The following is a 21,921-nucleotide window of genomic DNA, read 5'->3' as shown; positions in this document are numbered from 1 at the left end:
CTCAAATATACAAAAAACAAATTCCATTTACAAACGTTTACAAATAGTTACAGTCGATAGTAAATAGTTAATAACCGACTGTCAATGCTGAGAGTTCGCATCTTTGCCATGTTGAATTTAAAAAACAGTTCACATTAATAATAACACTTAAATAATATACGCCATGAAAAACAGGGTACAATTAATTGGGAATGTAGGAAACGATCCAGAAGTTAAAACATTAGAAAACGGAAGAAAGCTTGCACACATCACGATTGCAACAAAGGATTATTACAAAAATGAAAAAGGAGAAAAAGTAGAACAAACCGAATGGCATAGAATAACAGCTTGGGGGAAAACAGCAGAAATTATCGAAAAGTTTGTTGTGAAAGGGAAAGAAGTTGCTGTTGAAGGAAAATTGACACACAGAAGCTACGATGATAAAAACGGAGAAAAACGCTATATAACCGAAGTGGTTGTAAATGAAATTTTATTGCTGAGTAAATAGCATTTTAAGAGAATATCGTTGGTTAAACCCGATTGGTTTAAAAAACCTGTCGGGTTTATAATTTATAGTAAATTGTTTTTATAAAATAGAAACGCCATTTGCATCAGTTGTAAGAACTTCGCTCATGTAATCGAAAAAGGGTCTCATGTTTTTGAAAGCATCTAAAGCAAGTTCTAAAAATTGCGGACTTAATACTTCCTCGTCAGTAAAACGTTTTATGACCAAAAATTGTTTGAAACGAAGCAAATCAATAGCAGGATGATCCACATCAAAACCTTTTGGTTTTGTTTTAAGTTGTTCGCCTTGCAAAGTGCCAAAATTGCTTTTGAAAGATTGAGAATTCAGAATTTCCTGAAAGGTTTCGGGATCTTGAGCAAATTCAGTTCTTATTCGTTTTAAGTCAGCAGCATTTGGTCCCCAAAATCCGCCCGCAAAAAAACTATTTCCTTTTTCCAGATGAAAATAATAACCGCCGCGTCTTGCAGCAGTTGCCCGCGTATAACTTCCGCCCCAAAATGTCTTAAAAGGAGTTTTATCTTTAGAAAAACGAATATCTCGATAGATTCTGTAAACACTTTTTTTACCAGAAGTATTTTCTAAAACATCAGTTTTGGAAAGTTCTTTTAGTAAAGCGCCTGCAAAATTCTCAATATGATTAAGTTCTATCAAATATTGCTGTTTATGCTCTTCAAACCATGGTTTATTATTGTTTTCTTTTAGCTGAACCAAAAAGTCAAGACTAGATTTGGGAATTGTTACGCCGTTTTTCATAATGGATCTTAAAAATCAAAAATAGACTGCAATTTAAAACTAAAAAACCCACCAGAGAAATCTGATGGGTTTTTCTATATCGCGTTAAGCAGTTTTTTTGAATAAATCGAACATAGGACAGCGTGAGCAGCGTTTCTTTTCGCTCTTTTTATATTTCTCACAGCAAGAAGATTTACAATTCTCAATCTTCTTAATTTTATCAAGGATATCTTTGTTTTTCTTTTTCTTTTTATCCTTTTTTTTGTCCTTGTCTTTTTCTTTCTTGCTCACTTTTCCTCTGAATTTTAAAAACAGAGACAAATATAAACCAAAAAAGTTATTTTTAAATATTCTAAATAAACTTTAACTTTTTTATTTAGGATTGATAGCGATTGAACTCGTAACTGTTAATTGCTGGATATCACGATCAAACAAATACAGTCCGCCTTTATCGTCACCAATTAAGTTGATTTTATCTAAAATAGATTTAGCTGTAGCTTCTTCTTCAATTTGTTCAGAAACGTACCATTGCAAGAAATTGTGCGTTGCATAATCTCTTTCTTCAAAAGTAATATGAACCAATTCGTTGATAGATTTAGAAACAAAAAGTTCATGATTATAAAGCTCTTCAAACATTTCTTTAAAAGTAGTATAAGTTGTTTTTGGCGCTTTAAGATCTGTTACCTGAGCATGTCCTCCGCGTTCGTTTACGTACTTAACCAACTTAAGCATGTGCGCACGCTCTTCGTCTGACTGTGTGTACATAAATTGAGAAATTCCCTCTAATCCTTGCACTTCAGCCCAACAAGCCATAGAAAGATAGGTTTGTGAAGATTCTGCTTCTATGCGGATTTGCTTGTTTAAAGCCGATTCAATATTTTTTGCTAACATAATAAGTGTCTTTTTTGTAAAATTAAGAAAAATTATTCATTACACTTTTTAGAATCCTCGAAAACATTAGGCTTTTTGGCTAATTCTATGTAAAATTAGTGCGAATTGATTTTGCCGAAAGTAGCAGGATTGGAAAAAATCGATTTATTTATAATTGAATTTCTATTGTCTCCCATCATAAAACCATCCGTAAATTTTCGCATAATAAATTGCTTAGAGGCATCATCATAGTAACTTAAAATGTAATAATTCTTTAATTCTAATGCATCATATAAGTTTATAGTTTTATTGAAATTTAAATAATAAAACAAATTCTCGCTTGCCAAAGATTGTGATTGTTTGTCGCTTATAAAATCTAAATTTTCATTTAATGTGGCATCAAAATAGACCATTTTTGTTAATGAATAATATTCGCGAAGCCCAAATTGATCGGGAGAATCAGCTTTGAAATAGTAATCTTGAGATTCTCCAAAACCGCTAAAAGTAACAAAAGTGTTTTGTTTATTTTTAATTATAGAAATACCAGCAGTAAGTCCTTCTAAATCTTTAAGAAATTTTGCAGTGTTTTTTAGCTGCTTCGGTTTTTTGTTGTTGATTTGAACAAAGAAAGGAGAATTTTTAAACGGAATACTATCATTTTTTGAAAAAGAATATTTCTTTATGATGTTTTTAGAGTCAAAATCTTTTACTTCAAACAATAATTCATCTTCATTGGCTGCGATTTGAAATAGCTTTTTATTATTATAAAATGAATTTGCTGTTGCCAGTGGATTTTTCGAAGCAGGACTATCAAAAGTTCTTTCTTTCATAATGCCAGTGTTTAAATTAACTTCAAAAACTTGCGTTCGTTGTACGCGATCATCAAATGTCAAAATAATACGATTTTCAAGCACATACATCTTGCATATTGATGATGTAAGATCAAGAGAATTAAGAATATCAGATTCTATTTTCTTAATTGGAAAATACTGAATAAGTGCATTGAAAGAAATATTTACGTTTTCTTTATTTTTAAAAGTGAAAGGAGAGAAATCAAGCATTTTAATTTCACACTTCTGATTTTCAAATTTGTAAAGCAGAAGATGTTCGTATTCTTTTTCTTTGGCAAGAATGTATAAGGCATTATTCTCTTGAAAAGAGCTTATAATGTAATTATGATTTTTAGGAAAATCAAAATTTAAGGATTCAGATGTTTTACAATCTAAATTGTAAGTAGTAATTAGAATGTTTTTATTATTTCCCGAAATCCAATATAGTGTAGGTTTTTGTCCCGCACTGATTGTAGCGCCCATTAAATTTCTATTGGCTTCTTTTTTTATTAAATCTGTAAATTGATTGGTTAGAAACAAAGACTTATTGTATTTCAAAATATTTATGTTCTGATTGTCCCAAGCAAAAGCGTAAATGTCTTTGGTTTCTTTGTCCTCAATATTTAGAATTTGAGTTTTTTCTAGATTATTTAGAGATAGTGGCAACGAATTTAATACTGTTTGACTAAACAGAACACTTTTAGAAAATAATAGAGAAATGAGTAGTAGTTTTTTCATAAATAGATTTAATCAAATTTTATTCCAAATTTTATGAGATATTTCTGCTTTTTTAAAATTGGATATAAAAAAAGTCCTTAAGATTTTTTCTTAAGGACTTTTTAATCAAGTCTATTAAAAAGAAATTATTTTACGATAAAAGTAACTCTTCTTGCTAATCTTCTAGCTTCATCAGAATCTTTTTGGATTGATGTATCCGCACCATTTGCAATAACATTTAAACGAGAAGAAGCAATTCCAGCTTTTTCAAAAATAGTTTTTACGTTTGTTGCTCTAGCGTTAGATAGTTTTTCATTGTACTCAGCTTTTCCAACTTGATCAGCATAACCAACAAGATCAAGAGAAGCAGAAGGATTTTTTCTTAAGTAATTTAAAACCACATCGATTGCAGCAGTTGAGTTTTCAATTGGAGTTGTTTTATTGAAATCAAAATACACACTGTAATATTTATCATTAATCATTCTTTTGATTAAGTCATTATCAGCAGGTTGTGGAGCACTTACTTGTTTTTCTACAATAACTTCTTTTTGAGCGGGTCTGTTTTTGATTTGTGATTCAAGGTCTGCAACTTTGCTTTCTAAAGCAGAAATGTCACTGTCTTCGTTAGAAATTACCGTCCAGTCAGCATGTTTTGTATTTTTACCTAAGTAAACATTTAGACCAACAGTTCCGTTAAAAATCAATCCAGAAAAGCCTCTGTTGCCTCCAACATATGATCCGTCAAAAGTACGGTCTTGTGATGCGTTTAAAATAGTTGAGAAGTCACCCGTTAAAGCCACTCTGTTTGATAACCTTATTTGTCCAGTTACACCAGCAATAAAGTTGCCCATTTCATCTGCTCCTCTAAAGTTATCGCTTCTTAATTGAGAATAACCAAAACCAGCATGTCCTAATAAACCAATAGTGTTTGTCCAAGTTTCAAAATTCATGATGCGGCCTAAGTTGGCTACAGCTTGTAAATCTACTCTGTAGTATTTTGAATCAAAATCGATAGAGCTGCCTTTTGCAGTAAAACTGTTATATCCAAAATCAGCTTTCAAACCAAATTTGTTGTTTAACATGTAGCGAACCCCTAAATCTCCAGTCCATGGACTTACAGTATTTGTAGAATATCCATCGCTAAATGGTCGTTGCGGTTTATTAAAACCTGCGCCTAAATCTATAGACCATTTATTATAACCGTTATTGTTTTCTGTTTGCGCATGTACTCCAGTTAACGCTAGGGCAAATGCAAGAGTCATTACAACTTTTTTCATTATTTTTTAATTTTAAATTTTTGCCCAAAACAACAATAAATTGTAGGTAAAAACTTTCTTTAGAAGCCAAAAAAGTATTAAAATAAGACTATTAGCAGAAAATTAAAGAATAAGGAATGACCCATAAATGCTGGGTTTTAGATAAGTTGTTGATAACGAATTTTTTAGTCAAGCCCGTCAATAAATTTGCGAAGAACTATTTGTTTGGCAACAACGTCGTAGTAACTTAAAAGGGTGTAATTATTTAACTTAAGTGTACTTGAAAGTACAGCTTCTTTATGGGAATCTAAAAAATAGTAGACTTTATCAGCGGCAAAAGGCTCATGTGTTGCTTGAGTTAATTCTAACTTTTTGGTCCAAATACTTTCTAAAAAAACAGAATAGTTTGTCTCAATATTGTAATAACTGTTTGAAGGAAAATCGCCAAAAGGGTCATTAAAGTTAAAACCGTTCATAGAAATCGATTTTAAATTGCTTCCCGAACCTCCTAAAGTGATAAATAGATTTTTTTGATTTTTATAAACCGAAAGTCCGGCATCAAGAGAAGATAATGCCTTTAAAAACTTTGCTGTATTTTTTAATTGCTTCGGTTGACGATCCTCAATCTGCATGAGCAAAGGAGAATTGCCAAAACGAATAGTATCTTTCTTTGTAACTGCAAATGATTTTATAGATTCACCAGATTCATAATCTTTTATGTCAAACAAAAGTTCGTCAGCGTTAACATTTATCTGGTATAATTTGTTTTCATGGTAATAAGAGTTAGACGTTTTTGGATTTTTCTCTCCAACAGGTTTCATAAACGTCTTCTCTATTATTTCCTGATTTTCTAAATTAATATCAAACAATTGTGTTTTTCTAAAACTTTGGTCTAAAGTTAGAATCAAACGGTTCGGAAGCGTGTAAAGTTTGCTTTTGGCACTTACTTTATATAACGGATTGTACTCACCAGAATCCATTTTCTCAATCGGATTTTCATTCAGAATCTGGTTGAATGTTCTAGGTAGGGTTTTTCTGTCTATGAATTTGAAAGAGCTAAAATCTAAAAACCGTTCCTCTGCCATTCCGTTTTTAAAAACAAAAGCAGTCAAGGCCTGTTTTGTTTTGCTTTGCATCAATAAATAGAAATTGTTGTCTTTTTGATATTGCGTTAAGAGATAATTCTCTTCAAGCGGAATTTGAAATTTTAATGCTCTAGAAGTTTTGTTTTCCAGATAATATTTAATCAAAATGATTGTTTTTTCTTCTCCCGAAAACCAATACAAAGTCGGATTTCCGTCTTCGCTAAAGCTGTAGCCCATCAAAGATCTGTTTTCAATATACTGGCGAGAGGTAACGAATTTATCTCGTAAGAATAAAGCGCTATTATATTTTAATATAGAAAGGCTGTCTGCGCTTGCTGCAAAAACAAATACATCGTGAGTAGCCGTATTTTCGCCAGTCATGACTTCGGATTGTCCTACTTTGTTTTTTAAATCTATTGCATAAGAAGTTAGCACTGTCTGACTTAACACAACAGTACTGGATATTAAAAACAAAAAAAGAAAAATTCGTTTCATATGTTTTTTAAGCACAAAAATTATTCCGCTTATTATTGATTCATAAGCTCTTGAAAAAGATCTACAAATTGACCAACGTGAATTCCATCCATTAAACCATGATGAACATAAACTGCCATTGACATTGTTCTTTTTCCCGTCTCAGAAATCATCATTTTTCCAAACGAAATTTTAGGACAGCTGTCTGGGTATGTAAAACTGCGAGCATGGGTGATCGAACTGAAATTCAGCCACGGAATTGCCGAGAAATGAATCAGATTATCATCATCAAAAGCTCTGGTGAAAAGTCCAGTTGTATTTTGAATGCGCTCGATTTCGGTTAATGCGATTTGCTCGAATGTTTTAAAATCTGGGTGATATTCAATTAAAGAAAACCCAAAAGTACCATCTTCCCGACCAATAGTTGCAGAGGCATCTACTCGGTCGTTGATGTAAATCTGATCTCCAGAAATTCGGTATCTAAAATTTTCAATGGCATTTACTGCAGCCAAAGTTTTATGCAAATAGAAAATAAAAAAAGAAGCATTGCTGCTTTTTGCGGTTTGATACGCTTTTGTACAGTCAATTTCTACTGTTGCGCCAAAAAAAGGTTCATCCATTTGTTTAAAATGGGCAAAATGCTCTTTTCTATTCCAATTTTCTAGGTCAAAAAGTGTTTTCATTATAATAAATTCGGAACCACTTCTGCAATAGTTTCAAATGAACTAAAATGCTCGTGTTCTATAGTGTGATTAATTTTTTCGTGTTCCCAAGTAGTGTGAAACGGAATGTGAACGGCATAACCGCCAATTCCTAAAACAGGCAGAACGTCTGATTTTAATGAATTTCCAATCATCAAAAATTCGTGCGGCTCAATATCTAAACGGCCAAGCAGTTTTTGATAATCAATTTCTTGTTTGTCTGACATTACTTCGATGTGGTGGAAATAATGTCCCAAACCAGAACGGTGCAGTTTGCTGTGCTGGTCTTTTAAATCGCCTTTTGTTGCTACCACCAATTTGTATTTGCCTTTCAGGGCCTGAAGTGTTTCTTCAATCCCGTCTAGCAATTCGATTGGTTTTTCTAATAATTCTTTTCCGTATTGAATAATCTTTTCAATGACTTCAATAGGAATGGTATTGTTCGAAATGTTCATCGCGGCTTCAATCATGGAAAGGATATATCCTTTGATTCCGTAACCGTACAAAGGTAGATTGGCAATTTCTATTTTAAATAATTCTTGCGAAATGCCTTGATGCGAAAGGTAATCTTCCATCAAAGCACAAAATTTATGTTCGGTTTCCTGGAAATAAGGTTCGTTTACAAACAAAGTATCGTCAGCATCAAATGCGATTACTTTTAGGTTTGGTATTTTAGTTTTATGTAACATGGTGTTTTTTGTTTCAAGTGTTTTTTTGTTTCAGGTTTGTTTTTTGCCACGACCCGAGCGATAGCGAACAGGCGAAGCAATTCACGAATTACACTAATTTTTTGCCACTCCCGATAGCTATCGGGATATTGGGATTTAAAAAATTATCTACTCAATCTGCGCGAGACTTTTTTAACCACAAATTACGCAAATTGCACAAATTTTTTTAGCCACAGATTAAATGATTATTCATGTTTAAAAAAATAAATCTGCTCAATCTGCTGAATCTGCGAGGGTTTTTTGCCATAGATTATTAAGAATTAAAATGATTTTTTAGAATCTGCTTAAATCTGTGTAATCTGCGTGAAACCTTTTATTTAATCTTTAGAAAAAAGCCCTTTCAAAGAAATTGTTTTATCGTAAAAAGTAATTCGGATTCCGAAAAGCAGAATGATTCCGCCCAAAACCATCTGTAAAGTTATTTGTTCTTCCAAAAACAACCAAGCTAAAATTGAGGTAATTACAGCTTGACTCAACAAACTTAACGAAACTCTCGTTGCGCGCATGTGTTGAGTGGCATAACTTATCGAAAGCCAAGCGCACAATTGGCAAATAACAGCTTGAAGCACGAGTACAAACCAGCCAGCATTTGAAAATCCGTTAAAAGGTTCGCCTAATGCATAACATAAAATTCCTAAATAGATGCTTGAAGCAAATAAACTAATGGTCATAAACGACAAAACATCAACCTCTGAAAGTACATTTTTGCTGACCAAAAGATAAATGGAATATAGAATGCCAGATAAAACAGCAAATAGAAATGCTTTATCGAAGTTTAAATCGATAAAAAACTCAAAACCAACCAAAGTTACCATTCCAAATAAAGCGACCAATGTTCCGATCCAGAAATTTGTTGCAGGTTTTGCTTTCAGAAAAAAGAAAGAACCAACTCCAACCCAAACTGGAGATAAATTGGTCAGCAACGAAGCTTGAGTCGCACTTGATTCCTGAATGGCAATATTCCAAACGGCAACATCAGATGAGAATAAAACACCGCAAAGTATTGCCAAAAGAGCAAACTTTAATTTTGGAAGTTTAAAGTTTCCGCTGAAAATGACATAAGGTAAAAGCAACACCACAGCAAAAAACATTCGGTAAAAAGCCGAAATCAATCCTGGTGTTAAACGTAATTTTACCAATATTGGGAAAATCGATATGCAAAGTATACCGCAGATTAGGGCTAATCTTGGTTTGGTGAGTTTCATTGAATGAATTTTAATCGTGTATTATTTTTCAAAGATAACTTAGAAAGCGAGTATTTTGAAAGGAAAAAGCGCGAATCAATTAAAAAGTATAATCGGTTCGCGCTTTTTTTTATTTTTTTGATTGCAGATTAATCTATAAATTTTCTAATGATATATTCTTTTGTTTTATTGTCATAATAACCTAAATAGTATGATGATTGCACTCTGAATAATGTTTGAGAAGAAACGTCTGTAGTGTCATCAAAGAAAGTTCTGATTTTATCGAAAGCTAATGGCTGCAATTCCGTTTTTATATGATTATTATCTTTATCAAACAAGCATTCTATTTTTACTACTTTTCTATTTGAATAAGAATTAAAATTATTCATAGTCGAATTGTAATATGCCATTGTTGCTCCTGCAACAGCCGAAGCGGCAATTCCTATCAATCCGCCACCAATAAATATTTGAGAACTCCCTTGTTTTAATTCAGAAACACTTCCAAGTGTGATTAATGTATTATCACGAATATTATAACATGAAATTCCAGAATTTAGTTTGTTTACTTTTCTAATAAACTGCGAACTGGTTTCTAAAATTCTTTTTCCTCCAAAATCACCGCCTTCTTGATAGATTTCTGAATTTTTGAAATTAATAGGAGTGTCTGGTGTTACATTATACTCTTTCAGAACATTTCCGTCAAAATCTTTTATCGTAAAGAAAAAAGAATTAGGGGAGCTTTTCATCTGATATAATTTTTTATCAAAATAAAATGAATTTGAATTTAAAGTTGCACGGCTTTCATTCATAATAATGGTTTTGTTTATGATTTTTTCTTTCGCCGTGTAGTTCTTTAAATCTATTATAAAAATTTGAGTGTAATCAACATTAGAGTCAAGTGTTATAATCAGTTCGTTATTGTCAATATAACATTTTCTTTTTTTGGCTCCGTCTGTAATAGAGGTTGGGGTTTCTGAATTAATGTTTTGTAGTGAAAACGGAGCTTCGAATGCCTGAAGGCTTTCTTCAAAGATACCGTAAAGACTCGTTTTTGTGTAGTCTTTTTTATAAAAACGAAAATTGCTTAAGTCAATTGTTTGTGTTTTATGATCTCCATCTTGATCAAAAACATGAAGCTTTAAGATACTGGTTTCTTTTACTATTGTTAAGATAAAAAAATTATCATTGTAACTAAAACCTTGCAAGACCTGCTCGTTCTGAATAAATAAAGTCAATTCTTGTGTTGAGATCTTTCGGGTTTTAAAATCATAAAATTGAGAAAGGATTAAGCCGCGGTCTTTAGATGCCCAAAATAACCTTGCATTAGAATTAGTTGAATTATATCCAATCATTTCAGCAAATTTTTTCTTATCAGGTCTTTCGCTAGAAATACTATCAATAATCTGCATTTTTTCATTTAAGCGTATGGCTTTTACTTTGATCTTATCGCTAACAAATAAAGTGACTTCTTTATCATTGTTTACGATTGGAAGAACATCGCGATGTTTTTTTAATTCAAGTGGAGTGTAATATACTAGTTCCTGTGAAAATGAAATCAAACTAAAAAGTAATAGCGCCGTAGTAAGGAGTAGTTTTTTGGGCATTCGCAATTATTTGTGATGTAATGTATTAAAGATTTTTTGTGCAAATCTAGAAATTTTTGGTTTTCCTAAAAGCAAAAAGCGTGAATCGATTAAATTCTATAATCGGTTCGCGCTTTTTTGTTGTTTTAAGCAGCTAAAATTTTACTGCAAGCTTTCTGAATCTGTTTATCCGAAAAGGGTTCGAGTGTTTCGGCAAGCATTTCACTGGTTTTGATGCATTCCATCATTTTTGATCGTAGCTCTTTGTCATCTCCCAAATCTGTTTCAAGAATTCGCTTGAAAATTTCAGACAGATAATGGGGCTGTTCTCTAAAATCTCCTTCAAACCAAAGGTCTGATAGAAATTTTGCCATTGATGGCATTACATCTTGATGTGTCGGTTTTTGATTTTCTTTAGTCATCTCGAAAATATTAAACGCACGAAACCCTCGCTTTAGGTGTGACTAAATATCCGAAGATAGATTTAGGACAGTTTCCTGTTCCTTCACCATGGCAAGGGTTCGCTTATTGTTAACTTTAATAAGTTTTATTGAAAGCCTTCAAATATTTAGTCAGTACAAACGTACAAATATAAATTTGAAAGAAACAATAAAAAGTAAGAATTTTATTCCTTTAATTTTGCAATCTTGTCATTTCGAGGAACGAGAAATCTTCGCGAGAAGCTCGACAAAGATTGGATTCTCATTGCGGAGTTACTTGCGAAGATTTCTCGTTCCTCGAAATGACAAACGATATGTTTAATGTGTAAAATCAGTTTAGTTTACCGTAGCACCATTAGGCGCATCAGCATCTGGGTTTACAAAAACCAGTTTTCCTTCTGCATTTGTTGTCATCAAGATCATTCCTTGGCTTTCAACACCACGTAAAGCTCTTGGAGCAAGGTTTGCTAATACAGAAACACGTTTTCCGATGATTTCTTCTGGAGAAAAACTTTCAGCAATTCCTGAAACAATCGTACGAACATCGATTCCTGTATCCACTTTAAGAACCAAAAGTTTGTTTGCTTTTGGCATTTTTTCAGCTTCTAAAATAGTTCCGATACGAATATCCATTTTCGCAAAATCCTCAAACTGAATTAAATCTTTTTGCGGTTCTGCTTGTTTGTTTTCAGCAATATTTGCGGTTTTTGTCGCTTCCAATTTGTCTATTTGTTTTTGTATTTCTTCGTCTTCAATTTTAGCGAAAAGCAATTCGGCTTCGCCAATTTTGTGTCCTGCAGGCAATAAATCTGAGTTTTCAGAAATGTCATTCCAACCTAATGTTTTGTCGATAATGATGTCTTTTGCATCGCGATCTTTCTCTTTCAAGAACTTGCTGAAACCTGCAAAGTGTTCTTTAAGATCTCCTAAATTCAATATTTTAGAAAGTTTAGCCGCTGTGAAAGGTAAAAACGGTTCAGACAAAACACTCAACGCAGCAGCAATTTGCAATGCCACATACATTTGAGTTTTTACACGTTCTGGATTGTCTTTCATAACTTTCCAAGGCTCTTCGTCTGCTAAATATTTATTTCCTAAACGAGCCACATTCATCAATTCGCCCAAAGCTTCACGGAATCTGTAACGCTCAACCGAACTTGAAATCACAGCTGGATACGCTTTTAATTCTGCTAAAGTTTGTTCGTCAACTTCTGTAAATTCGTTTGGCGTTGGGATAACTCCATCGTAATATTTGTTGGTTAAAACCACCACACGGTTTACGAAGTTTCCGAAAACGGCAACCAACTCGTTGTTATTTCTAGCTTGGAAATCTTTCCAAGTAAAGTCATTATCTTTTGTTTCAGGAGCGTTTGATGTTAAAGCGTAACGTAAAACATCCTGCTTATCTGGAAATTCTTCTAAATATTCATGCAGCCAAACTGCCCAGTTTTTAGAAGTCGAAAGTTTGTTTCCTTCCAAGTTCAAGAACTCATTTGCGGGAACGTTGTCTGGTAAAATATAGCTTCCTTCTGCTTTAAGCATCGCTGGGAAAATAATACAGTGAAAAACAATATTGTCTTTTCCGATAAAGTGTACCAATTTAGTATCTTGATCTTTCCAATACGGTTCCCAATCTTTTCCTTCGCGCGCTGCCCATTCTTTCGTAGAAGAAATATACCCGATAGGCGCATCAAACCAAACGTATAGTTTTTTGCCTTCGGCACCTTCAACAGGAACGTCAATTCCCCAATCCAAATCACGTGTTACGGCACGAGGCTCTAATCCTGCGTCGATCCAAGATTTTACTTGTCCGTAAACGTTGGTTTTCCAATCATTTTTATGACCTTCTAAAATCCATTCGCGTAAAAAAGCATCATAACGATCTAAAGGTAAAAACCAGTGTTTTGTAGATTTCAAAACTGGAGTTTCGCCTGTAATTGTCGATTTCGGGTTGATCAAATCAGTTGCGTTCAAAGTCGATCCGCAATTTTCGCATTGATCTCCGTAAGCACCGTCATTGCCACATTTTGGGCAAGTTCCAACCACAAAACGGTCTGCTAAAAACTGATTTGCTTTTGCATCGTACAATTGCTCGGTAACTTCTTCAATAAAATCGCCTTTATCATACAAAGTTCTAAAGAATTCAGAAGCTGTATCATGATGAATTTTTGCCGAAGTTCTAGAATAATTGTTGAATGAAATTCCGAAATCTGCAAACGATTTACGAATGATTCCGTCATATTTATCAATAACTTCCTGCGGTGTAATTCCTTCTTTTTTGGCTTTCATCGAAATTGCAACTCCATGTTCATCGCTTCCGCAGATAAATGCCACATCTTTTCCTTGTAATCTTAAATATCTCGAATATATATCTGCAGGCACGTAAACCCCAGCCAAGTGACCAATATGAGTAGGACCGTTGGTGTAAGGTAATGCCGCCGTGATTGTATATCTCTTTGGATCTTGTATCATAATTCAATTTTATTGAGTGCAAAAATAAGCAATAGAATTGAGATTTTAATATTACGCTGAGATTCGCTTTTATTTTCACAGAGTTGCACGAAGAAAAAACGCCGAGATTCGCTAAGATTTTTTTGAATTTGGTTCTCGCGATCCCGATGCTATAGGGAGGAGAGACGCAAAGTTTTTTCCGCAATCTTGTCATTTCGACGAAGGAGAAATCTTCGTAAGTAGCTCCGTACAGAATGTTGCCAATCTTTGTAGAGTTTCTCGCGAAGATTTCTCCTTCGTCGAAATGAAACTTTATGGGTAATAATTAGAGTAATAAAAAATCTTTGCGGGCTTCGACTCCGCTCAACCTGATAACATAATGAATCTTTGCGAAAAACCTCCTCGTATCTTCGTGGCAAAACTCATATAAAATAGAACCAGTTTAAACTAGCATTGCAAGCAAAATCTTCAAAATATATTTCGCAATCTTTGCATCCGAAAAAAAACAAATTTTATGAGCAAGACTAAATTAATCATCAATAAAAACGGATCAATCAAAATTGAAGGAGATTTTGAAATCATGGATCCAGAAGGAGCACTTTACGGTTTACAAGGAAGAACTGCACTTGGACTTTGCCGTTGCGGACATTCTGCAAATAAACCATTTTGCGATGGAGCGCACCGTAATAGCTTTGAACATGATTCAAAAGCGTTTGATTTACCTCCAATGAAAACGAACTAATTCTTTAATTTAGTTTTGAATATAAAAAAAGCTGCATTTTCAAAATGCAGCTTTTTTTATAGGTAAAGTTCTCCCTTCATCGTTATTATCGAAGAACCGCCGACTAAAATATCTTCTTCGCGATTCATAACTTCAATTATTGATGGCTGTTTTAATTTTACGCCTTGAAGAATTTTATACTCCTTATCCGATTTAGTGAATTTCTTTTGTGTTAAAAAACCAATTAGTGGTCCAGCCGCCGTTCCTGTTGCTGGATCTTCATTTATACCAATGATCGGATTGAAAAATCTTGTTTCGACTATCTGATCTAGACCTTCTTCGGCTGGGGTGAAACAGTAAAAGCCTTCAAAATCATATTCTTTTGAGATTTCGATTAAAAGCTTATTGTCAGGAACAAAACTATTTAATATTTCACTGTTTTTTATAGGAACCATGGCGTGAGCGACTTCTGTTTTAACTATTGTTGGCACAAAAGCATTTACGTCGAGATCTTCAATTTTTAAACCTAGTGCTACCGCAATTCGATAGGTTGGAATTTCTTGTTTGATAACTGCCGATTTTTGATGCATTTGCACAATTGGAGAAAGAGTTTCAGGATCAAAACTGACTGTTAGCGGAATTGCCGAATGGTTCATAATTACAAAAGGCTCACTTTCATTTTGTTCGTCAAAAATTGGAATTCCTTTTAAAAGTGCTCCACAGACTGCGCCCAATAAATTATGGCCTGCACCATCGATTTCAATTCCGGTTGGTGTAAACGAACGAACCACGAGCGCTTTTTCTCTTGTAGAATAATAGACAAATGAGGTTTCAGAATAGCGAAATTCCCGAGAAATATTCTGATACGTTTCTAGTTTTAGATTTCCATCTGTAAAAACGACAGAAAGCGGATTTCCTTTGTAGCTCTCATTTGAGAATACATCTAAAACGTAATATTCTAATACTTTTCTTTGGATCATATTTTCTGGTTTTGAAACTTAGTCGATTCTGAATGCCATAAAATTACGGTTTATAAAAATTCAAAACAACAGCTTTTCTAACCATTATAAAATTAATGGAAAATGAGGTGATTATAAAATATCAGAGATTACTGCTCAAAAACCACTTTTTTGTCTGTTTTTGCTGTTTTCACAATGTCATAAGGTCTGGATGATTTCTTAGTAAGATTTCCATTTTTGAGCTTTTCGACTTTTACAATTATGGTATTGCGGTTTTCGGTCATTTCTACAATATCGATCGAATGTCCGTCGTTGGGTTGCGTTTTATCAATTACAGCGATAACTTGATACTGGCTAAAATCAATATTTGTTTCTTTAAAACCTTTTGCTACGTCGCTAGTAATATTCATTTCTTTCTTGAAATTATTCCAGGTTTTAGCATCTTTAATAACCAAATGTCTTTGCGCAATGCTTTGACCATTAGAAAAAGAATCTCCTTTGCCTACTAATGCAAATGGAACATCAGACTGTGGCAATTCATCATTATCACAGCTGACCATCAAAAGCAGGATGCTAAGTATTAGTAAAATCTGTTTCATGGTTTTGGTTTTAGCTCGGAGAACTTTGGTGTAAAGTCTTATTTCTTAAACAGATGTTCTTTTTTATAAATGGTTGCTTAAAGGTAATCAATTTTTGACAAACTTTAATTAATTTATATTAATAACGTCAGTTTGCATTAAAGATTGTAAGGACAAACGAAGAAAAGTTAGAAAAATTGTATTTCATGTGAAAAAAATCGTTTTATAGGTAATTTGGAAATTAAACAAGTCAAAATAAATACGTTTGAAAAGAAACATTCAATTATTTCTCCCAACTTTGCAAAACAATCTTTTAAATAAAAATTCAAATGGAATTTGGTAAAATCATTATTTCAGAAACGGCGGCAAATAGCGAAAATCCTCAAGATGTTGTCAATTCTAATATTTCGGTAATCAATTTAATGCGCGAGGAAAAAATTGACGATGATTTAATTCACGAAGATGCATTGATGAGTTACTACTTAGATTTTTATGCTTCGAAATATGCAGAAGGAAATTTTTCGAAGTTCGTTTATGATTCGGGTTGGAATAAAGAGTTGAATGAATTAATTGAAGAAGGCTTAGCTTTGATTGGTGCAGAAAAGCATTTGGAATTGTTTAAAGAACAATGCCGAAAACTGCGTTTACAAAGCAATATTAAATTAGGTAAATTTCTAAAAGAAAAATATGATGCCCCAAACGCTTTCAAAGATTTGCTGAATAACAACGCTTATTTTGAACTGGATGAAAACCTTGCTGAACTGAATGCGGCGTTTTTAAAATCGCATCCCGATACAGAAGTGCTTTCGGTAGAAGAAATGTTTAAAACACTGGAAGAATTTGTAGGTCACGAAATTAAGAGAGATTAAATTTTAATTTTTTTACTAAGGTTTGTAAGAAAATTATATATTTGGAATGCCCTAATTTCTAACAAATCAAAGCCTATGAAAAAAACGATTCTTTTGAGTACCGTTTTGATGTTTTTATTTTCCTGCGGGAAAGATGAAAAAGTTAAAAACGATGCTGAAACTCAGTATCAGGAACTACTTTCGGAGACGCAAGCACATCTTGGCCACAATAAAAAGCCGCTAAGAAAACTCATTTTTAAAAATCTGGATGAGATCGAAGATTCAAAAGAAATGAATCTGAATCTGCTCTCAAAAGTGGCATCAAATTTAAAAATCAAATATTCGGATATTAAAATTAGTGAGACAAGTTCTATCAATTACGACGATCAAACTGCTTTTTTTGTCCTGACAACCGTTTCGCACGAAAAAAAAGCATTTAAAACCAGCGATGATGATGAAGAGTTGGGAAATTATTTTCAGCGTAAATACTTATTTGTAAATCGCGAGGACGGAAGTATAATTGCCGAAGAGTTTGATGATAATTTAGGTTATTATGATAACGAAGCCATTCAGTTTTCAAAATCGCATATTCTGAAAGATTTGATTTTTCTAAACGAAACTACTCCAGCAATTGCTTTTTATACCGAAGCCAATGCTAGTAGCCGAATTGTTTTATATTCGGAGAAGAAATTTACATTAATAACTTTGGCCGATAAGGAGATAAAAAGGTTTTTATACGAATATCCAATTCGGTTGACCAATGGTGATTCTAACGGAAGTGGAACTTTCCAGATAGAAACATTAGAAACCGGAATGAGTCTTTCGGATCATAAGACCAATGGTTATTTTGACTTGATCATATCTAAAAACTTTTATTATGAAGAAGCTGTAGAAAATGATTTGGAAAATGGTATTGAAGAAAAAAGTGACTTGAAAATTAAAAAAGAATTAGAAAAAATCAAATATAACGGAAGAGAGTACGCTTTTCACAGAGATGATAGACATCGTTTTTTAGAGTAAAATCTTCAATTTCTAAATAACATTCAAAGGCACTTTTATAGTGCTTTTGCTGTTTATAGGAGATTTCGGTTTTACTGCAAAACTTTGACCTATTGTTAACAAACATTTCCTTAAATTTGCTTCCGTTATAAAAAATACAATAGTTATAAAAATCAAGCTATGTTACAAATTGCATTTATTAGAGAAAATCAAGAGAAAGTAATCAAAGCTTTAGCAAAGCGAAATATCGATGCTAAAAGCGTTGTTGAAGAGGTGGTTCAATTAGACGAAAATCGTCGTGCTGCACAGGTGGAATTAGACAATACTTTATCAGAATCTAATAAATTGTCCAAAGATATTGGTGAATTGATGAAAGCTGGAGAGAAAGCTAAAGCGGCAATCTTAAAAGAAAAAACAGTTTCACTAAAAGAAAAAAGCAAAGAACTTAGCGAAAAAGCAGAAGCTTTGGCTGTTGAGTTAACCAATAAATTATATACTTTACCAAACCTTCCGGCAGATATTGTTCCTGAAGGAAAAACTCCGGATGATAATTTGAATGTTTTCCAAGAAGGTGATATTCCGGCTTTGCACGAAGGTGCACAGCCTCACTGGGAATTGGTGAAGAAATATGATATTATCGATTTCGAATTAGGTGTAAAAATCACAGGAGCTGGATTTCCTGTTTATAAAGGAAAAGGAGCAAAGCTTCAACGCGCTTTGATCAACTATTTCTTAGACAAAAATACAGCTGCAGGATACAACGAAGTTCAGGTACCGCATTTGGTAAACGAAGCTTCTGGTTACGGAACAGGACAATTGCCAGACAAAGAAGGGCAAATGTACCACGCTGGAATCGACGATTTGTATTTGATTCCAACTGCTGAGGTTCCGGTAACTAACTTGTTCCGAGATGTAATCTTAAACGAAAGCGAATTGCCTGTTTTACAAACAGCTTATACGCCATGTTTCCGTCGTGAAGCAGGTTCTTACGGAGCGCACGTTCGTGGACTAAACCGTTTACACCAATTTGATAAAGTAGAAATTGTTCGTATCGAACATCCTGATAATTCTTATGCAGCACTTGACGGAATGGTAGAGCACGTAAAAGGTATTTTGAAAGAATTGAAATTGCCTTATAGAGTTTTACGTCTTTGCGGAGGAGATATGGGATTCACATCTGCTTTGACTTATGATTTTGAAGTGTTTTCTACAGCACAAGACCGTTGGTTAGAAATCAGTTCTGTTTCTAACTTTGAAACTTTCCAAGCAAACCGCTTGAAATTACGTTTCAAAGACAAAGACGGAAAAAATCAATTGGCACATACACTTAACGGAAGTTCATTGGCGCTTCCGCGTGTTTTAGCTGGAATTATTGAAAATTACCAAACTCCAGAAGGAATCGTAATACCAGAAGTTTTACGTCCTTACTGCGGATTTGATATTATAAATTAATTTAGTTGACAGTCTCAGTCTCAGTTTTCAGTTTCGACTGTGAACTGGGACTGAAAACTGCGACTAAAAATTACCACTTATGAAAAACGGAATATTAAATTGGAACGTAGATCCTGTTATTTTTTGGATCACAAATAGTTTTCCGTTAAAATATTACGGAGCTCTTTTTGCCTGCGGGCTTCTTTTAGGTTTTTATATTGTTAGAAACATCTACAAAAAAGAAAACCTTTCTCTAGACAATCTTGATTCCTTATTGATTTATGTTATTGTCGGAACCGTTTTAGGTGCCAGACTTGGACATTGTTTCTTTTACGAACCTGATTATTTTTTCAAACATCCTATAGAAATTCTTTTACCAATCCAGAAGATTAAAGGCGTTTACCAGTTTGTGGGTTATCAAGGTTTGGCAAGCCACGGAGGTTCGATTGGAGTTATAACGGCTATGATTCTGTACTGCCGTAAGTACAAAGTGCAATTCTTGGGACTTTTAGATAAAATGGCAGTTGCAGTTCCTGTAACAGGTGCCTTTATTAGAATGGGGAATTTTATGAATTCTGAAATCTACGGAAAGCCAACCAACGGAGATTGGGGAGTTATTTTCCAAAGAGACGATTTGATTCCGAGACATCCAACGCAATTGTATGAGGCATTTGCTTATATATTAATTTTTGTGATTCTGTTTTATATGTACAAATCAGAAAAAATCAGAAACGCACAGGGATTAATCTTTGGAACTTTCTTAACTTTATTATTTACAGCTCGTTTTATAATTGAATTTTTCAAAGAAAATCAAGAAGCTTTCGAGAATAGTATGCTGATTAATATGGGACAGATTTTGAGTGTTCCGTTTATTTTAATTGGCTTAGGTTTGATTTTCTGGAAAACCAAGAAAGTCTCAGTGGACAGTGACAGTTTACAGTTTTAACAAGACTGAAAACCGCGACTGCGACTGCGACTGAAAACTTAAAAAGTATGAAAAACATATTGATGTATATCGTTTTGTTGTGTTCTGGTTTTGCGTTTGGCCAAAACGAGCAATTGGCTCAATATTACTACGACAAAGGAGATTTCAATAAAGCAAAAATCAGTTATGAAGAGCTTTTGAGAAGTGCGCCATCGAATACCCAGTATTTTTTAAGAACAGTCGATTGCTATCAGCAATTGCAGCAGTTCGCCAATGCAGAAAAAGCTATTCAAGATCGTTACAACCGATATAAACAAGGCGTTTTCTTGGTTGAATTGGGATATAATTTCCAGTTGCAGAAAAACGATTCGAAAGCTAAAAATTACTACGAACAGGCAATTGAAAAGATAAAAGTAAATCCGAATGATGTTTACGGAATTGCAAGTTCGTTTGAGAAAAAAGTATTGTTGGAATATGCTTTAAAATCGTATCAGACGGCAATGCAGGTTCAACCCAATTTTAATTTCAATTTTCAAATCGGAATGCTTTACGGTCAGTTGGGAAAAACCGATTTGATGATCGATTTATTATTGACGGAATCTTTTACAAACCCGCAGAACACCAATCTAATTCAGACACAATTGTCTCGATTCATGAATGGTGAAACCGATAATACGGCTTTTAAGGATGCCATGCGAAAAGCATTAATTCTTAAAACTCAAAAAGATCAGGACGTTTTCTGGAATCATTATTTAAGCTGGTTTTATGTACAGCAGAAAGAATTTGGAAAAGCGTTTATTCAGGAAAAAGCCATTTACAAGCGAGAACCAGAATCATTGATGAGCATTGTCAATTTGAGTCAGTTTGCCATGAACGAAGGAGACAACGATACAGCAGAAGAAATTCTGAACTTCATTCTCCAAAACACAAAAGATTTGGGTTTGCTGATTCAGTCAAATGCCTATTTGATGCAAATTAAGATTGATAAAGCTCAGGAAAAAGATTATCCGGTTATCGATCAGGAATTAAAGCAGTTGTTGGCAACTTACGAAATCAGTCCTTTTACCTTATCTTTGCAAATCATTCAAGCCCATTTTCTGGCTTTTAATTTGAAAAAGACTGAAGAAGGAAAGGCAGTGATCAAAAAAGCTTTAGAATTAAATTTAAACGAATATCAAAAAGCCGATGCTAAAATGGAGCTGGCCGATATTCTCCTTTTGGAAGAAAAATACAATCAGGCGCTGATTTACTATTCGCAAATTCAATTGGATTTAAAGAATGATGTCATGGCGCACGAAGCCAGTTTGAAAGCTGCAAAAACAAGTTATTACAAAGGCGATTTTGAATGGGCGAATAAACAATTCAAAGAATTAAAAGCGGCAAACACGCAATTGATTGCCAATGATGCTTTAGAATATTTTCTTTTAATTAATGATAATACAGCAGCTGATTCGACTCAAGTCGCTTTGAAAGCATTTGCAAAAGGAGATTTTTTAATCTATCAGAATAAAAAACAGGAAGCAATTGCGCAGTTTCAGAACATCCTGAAAACCTATAAAGGTCAAGAAATTGAAGCGGTAACGTTATTGCGTTTAGGAAAAGTTTACGAAAGCCAGAAGGATTTTGCTTCGGCTTTAAGCCAATATCAGCAGATTATTGACAATCATAGCGACGGAATTTATGTGGATGAAGCGCTGTTTTTCTCAGCTGAAATTTACAATGACGAATTGAAAGATACAGAAAAGGCAAAACCTTTATATGAAAAGGTAATTTTTAACCATCAAGACAGTATTTACTTTGTCGATGCCAGAAAAAAATACCGCGAGTTGAGAGGGGATAAGAATTTATAAATAAGATTTTTAGATTGTTAGATCTTTAGACTTCTTAGATGAAAAATCGGAAAG

The 21,921-nt window shown here is 33.6% G+C and carries 21 protein-coding genes; 7 read left to right on the top strand and 14 right to left on the bottom strand.

The window, feature by feature from the left end; genetic code table 11:
• The first annotated feature begins 163 nt into the window (after positions 1-163).
• Complete coding sequence (locus FF52_RS11325; protein ID WP_008465543.1) at positions 164-487, top strand: single-stranded DNA-binding protein; 324 nt, start codon at positions 164-166, stop codon at positions 485-487.
• 78 nt (positions 488-565) lie between these two features.
• Here the strand turns inward: FF52_RS11325 and FF52_RS11320 are convergent, their stop codons facing one another.
• The 12 genes from FF52_RS11320 to metG all read right to left on the bottom strand — a co-directional run bounded on the left by FF52_RS11320 (position 566) and on the right by metG (position 13,577).
• Entirely contained in the window at positions 566-1,258 is a 693-nt protein-coding gene (locus FF52_RS11320; protein WP_008465541.1) for a DUF2461 domain-containing protein, read from the bottom strand.
• An 84-nt stretch (positions 1,259-1,342) separates the two neighbouring features.
• Positions 1,343-1,528, bottom strand: a complete 186-nt coding sequence (locus FF52_RS11315; RefSeq protein WP_029271150.1) for a hypothetical protein — start codon at positions 1,526-1,528, stop codon at positions 1,343-1,345.
• A gap of 81 nt (positions 1,529-1,609) precedes the next feature.
• Positions 1,610-2,128, bottom strand: coding sequence for a ferritin (locus FF52_RS11310; RefSeq protein ID WP_008465537.1), 519 nt, complete (start codon positions 2,126-2,128; stop codon positions 1,610-1,612).
• A 95-nt stretch (positions 2,129-2,223) separates the two neighbouring features.
• Positions 2,224-3,675, bottom strand: coding sequence for a hypothetical protein (locus FF52_RS11305; RefSeq protein WP_008465535.1), 1,452 nt, complete (start codon positions 3,673-3,675; stop codon positions 2,224-2,226).
• Between the two features lie 125 nt (positions 3,676-3,800).
• Positions 3,801-4,931: an OmpA family protein gene (locus FF52_RS11300; RefSeq protein WP_008465533.1), complete on the bottom strand. Its 1,131-nt coding sequence runs from the start codon at positions 4,929-4,931 to the stop codon at positions 3,801-3,803.
• 164 nt (positions 4,932-5,095) lie between these two features.
• Positions 5,096-6,490: a hypothetical protein gene (locus FF52_RS11295; protein ID WP_008465532.1), complete on the bottom strand. Its 1,395-nt coding sequence runs from the start codon at positions 6,488-6,490 to the stop codon at positions 5,096-5,098.
• A 32-nt stretch (positions 6,491-6,522) separates the two neighbouring features.
• A complete protein-coding gene (locus FF52_RS11290; protein WP_008465529.1) occupies positions 6,523-7,152 on the bottom strand; it encodes a chloramphenicol acetyltransferase in 630 nt (209 codons plus the stop codon).
• Positions 7,152-7,859 carry an HAD family hydrolase gene (locus FF52_RS11285; protein WP_008465528.1) on the bottom strand — a complete coding sequence of 236 codons (708 nt, stop codon included), beginning with the start codon at positions 7,857-7,859 and terminating at the stop codon, positions 7,152-7,154. Before FF52_RS11285 ends, FF52_RS11290 begins: the two co-directional genes overlap by 1 nt.
• Before the next feature lie 356 nt (positions 7,860-8,215).
• On the bottom strand, positions 8,216-9,103 hold the full coding sequence (locus FF52_RS11280) for a DMT family transporter (protein WP_008465527.1): 888 nt from the start codon (positions 9,101-9,103) through the stop codon (positions 8,216-8,218).
• A gap of 128 nt (positions 9,104-9,231) precedes the next feature.
• A complete protein-coding gene (locus tag FF52_RS11275) occupies positions 9,232-10,686 on the bottom strand; it encodes a hypothetical protein (RefSeq protein WP_008465526.1) in 1,455 nt (484 codons plus the stop codon).
• 125 nt (positions 10,687-10,811) lie between these two features.
• Entirely contained in the window at positions 10,812-11,087 is a 276-nt protein-coding gene (locus FF52_RS11270; RefSeq protein ID WP_008465525.1) for a hypothetical protein, read from the bottom strand.
• Positions 11,088-11,441: 354 nt separating this feature from the next.
• Positions 11,442-13,577, bottom strand: a complete 2,136-nt coding sequence (metG, locus tag FF52_RS11265; RefSeq protein ID WP_008465524.1) for a methionine--tRNA ligase — start codon at positions 13,575-13,577, stop codon at positions 11,442-11,444.
• A gap of 493 nt (positions 13,578-14,070) precedes the next feature.
• Between metG and FF52_RS11260 the strand changes: the two genes are divergently transcribed.
• Positions 14,071-14,298, top strand: coding sequence for a CDGSH iron-sulfur domain-containing protein (locus tag FF52_RS11260; RefSeq protein WP_008465523.1), 228 nt, complete (start codon positions 14,071-14,073; stop codon positions 14,296-14,298).
• 56 nt (positions 14,299-14,354) lie between these two features.
• On the opposite strand, the gene FF52_RS11255 is transcribed toward FF52_RS11260, so the two are convergent.
• Both FF52_RS11255 and FF52_RS11250 read right to left on the bottom strand, forming a co-directional pair.
• The gene (locus FF52_RS11255) at positions 14,355-15,257 is read right to left on the bottom strand and encodes a PhzF family phenazine biosynthesis protein (protein WP_008465522.1); all 903 of its coding nucleotides are present in this window, start codon (positions 15,255-15,257) and stop codon (positions 14,355-14,357) included.
• A 128-nt stretch (positions 15,258-15,385) separates the two neighbouring features.
• Positions 15,386-15,835 (bottom strand): protease complex subunit PrcB family protein, encoded by a 450-nt coding sequence (locus tag FF52_RS11250; RefSeq protein WP_008465520.1) that lies wholly within the window; start codon positions 15,833-15,835, stop codon positions 15,386-15,388.
• Positions 15,836-16,143: 308 nt separating this feature from the next.
• Between FF52_RS11250 and FF52_RS11245 the strand changes: the two genes are divergently transcribed.
• The 5 genes from FF52_RS11245 (at position 16,144) to FF52_RS11225 (ending at position 21,867) form a co-directional block, all read left to right on the top strand.
• Positions 16,144-16,683, top strand: coding sequence for a hypothetical protein (locus FF52_RS11245; RefSeq protein ID WP_008465519.1), 540 nt, complete (start codon positions 16,144-16,146; stop codon positions 16,681-16,683).
• 75 nt (positions 16,684-16,758) lie between these two features.
• A complete protein-coding gene (locus FF52_RS11240) occupies positions 16,759-17,682 on the top strand; it encodes a hypothetical protein (RefSeq protein WP_008465518.1) in 924 nt (307 codons plus the stop codon).
• Positions 17,683-17,841: 159 nt separating this feature from the next.
• Complete coding sequence (serS, locus tag FF52_RS11235; RefSeq protein WP_008465517.1) at positions 17,842-19,113, top strand: serine--tRNA ligase; 1,272 nt, start codon at positions 17,842-17,844, stop codon at positions 19,111-19,113.
• A gap of 79 nt (positions 19,114-19,192) precedes the next feature.
• Positions 19,193-20,038: a prolipoprotein diacylglyceryl transferase gene (gene lgt / locus FF52_RS11230; protein ID WP_008465516.1), complete on the top strand. Its 846-nt coding sequence runs from the start codon at positions 19,193-19,195 to the stop codon at positions 20,036-20,038.
• Between the two features lie 47 nt (positions 20,039-20,085).
• On the top strand, positions 20,086-21,867 hold the full coding sequence (locus FF52_RS11225) for a tetratricopeptide repeat protein (protein WP_035691380.1): 1,782 nt from the start codon (positions 20,086-20,088) through the stop codon (positions 21,865-21,867).
• Positions 21,868-21,921: the final 54 nt, after the last annotated feature.

The sequence above is a fragment of the Flavobacterium sp. F52 genome (assembly GCF_000278705.1).
GTDB lineage: Bacteria > Bacteroidota > Bacteroidia > Flavobacteriales > Flavobacteriaceae > Flavobacterium > Flavobacterium anhuiense.
The sequence above is the reverse complement of the archived record's forward strand: the minus strand, read 5'-3'. Positions and strand labels throughout refer to the sequence as shown.

Bases quoted from the DNA above. Each gene is read 5' to 3' on its own strand.
- FF52_RS11250 (WP_008465520.1), bottom strand. From the start codon at position 15,835: ATGAAACAGATTTTACTAATACTTAGCATCCTGCTTTTGATGGTCAGC.
- FF52_RS11270 (WP_008465525.1), bottom strand. From the start codon at position 11,087: ATGACTAAAGAAAATCAAAAACCGACACATCAAGATGTAATGCCATCA.
- FF52_RS11320 (WP_008465541.1), bottom strand. From the start codon at position 1,258: ATGAAAAACGGCGTAACAATTCCCAAATCTAGTCTTGACTTTTTGGTT.
- lgt (WP_008465516.1), top strand. From the start codon at position 19,193: ATGAAAAACGGAATATTAAATTGGAACGTAGATCCTGTTATTTTTTGG.
- FF52_RS11280 (WP_008465527.1), bottom strand. From the start codon at position 9,103: ATGAAACTCACCAAACCAAGATTAGCCCTAATCTGCGGTATACTTTGC.
- FF52_RS11275 (WP_008465526.1), bottom strand. From the start codon at position 10,686: ATGCCCAAAAAACTACTCCTTACTACGGCGCTATTACTTTTTAGTTTG.
- FF52_RS11225 (WP_035691380.1), top strand. From the start codon at position 20,086: ATGAAAAACATATTGATGTATATCGTTTTGTTGTGTTCTGGTTTTGCG.
- FF52_RS11305 (WP_008465535.1), bottom strand. From the start codon at position 3,675: ATGAAAAAACTACTACTCATTTCTCTATTATTTTCTAAAAGTGTTCTG.
- FF52_RS11245 (WP_008465519.1), top strand. From the start codon at position 16,144: ATGGAATTTGGTAAAATCATTATTTCAGAAACGGCGGCAAATAGCGAA.
- serS (WP_008465517.1), top strand. From the start codon at position 17,842: ATGTTACAAATTGCATTTATTAGAGAAAATCAAGAGAAAGTAATCAAA.
- FF52_RS11295 (WP_008465532.1), bottom strand. From the start codon at position 6,490: ATGAAACGAATTTTTCTTTTTTTGTTTTTAATATCCAGTACTGTTGTG.
- FF52_RS11255 (WP_008465522.1), bottom strand. From the start codon at position 15,257: ATGATCCAAAGAAAAGTATTAGAATATTACGTTTTAGATGTATTCTCA.
- FF52_RS11260 (WP_008465523.1), top strand. From the start codon at position 14,071: ATGAGCAAGACTAAATTAATCATCAATAAAAACGGATCAATCAAAATT.
- FF52_RS11300 (WP_008465533.1), bottom strand. From the start codon at position 4,931: ATGAAAAAAGTTGTAATGACTCTTGCATTTGCCCTAGCGTTAACTGGA.
- FF52_RS11325 (WP_008465543.1), top strand. From the start codon at position 164: ATGAAAAACAGGGTACAATTAATTGGGAATGTAGGAAACGATCCAGAA.
- FF52_RS11290 (WP_008465529.1), bottom strand. From the start codon at position 7,152: ATGAAAACACTTTTTGACCTAGAAAATTGGAATAGAAAAGAGCATTTT.
- metG (WP_008465524.1), bottom strand. From the start codon at position 13,577: ATGATACAAGATCCAAAGAGATATACAATCACGGCGGCATTACCTTAC.
- FF52_RS11240 (WP_008465518.1), top strand. From the start codon at position 16,759: ATGAAAAAAACGATTCTTTTGAGTACCGTTTTGATGTTTTTATTTTCC.
- FF52_RS11285 (WP_008465528.1), bottom strand. From the start codon at position 7,859: ATGTTACATAAAACTAAAATACCAAACCTAAAAGTAATCGCATTTGAT.
- FF52_RS11310 (WP_008465537.1), bottom strand. From the start codon at position 2,128: ATGTTAGCAAAAAATATTGAATCGGCTTTAAACAAGCAAATCCGCATA.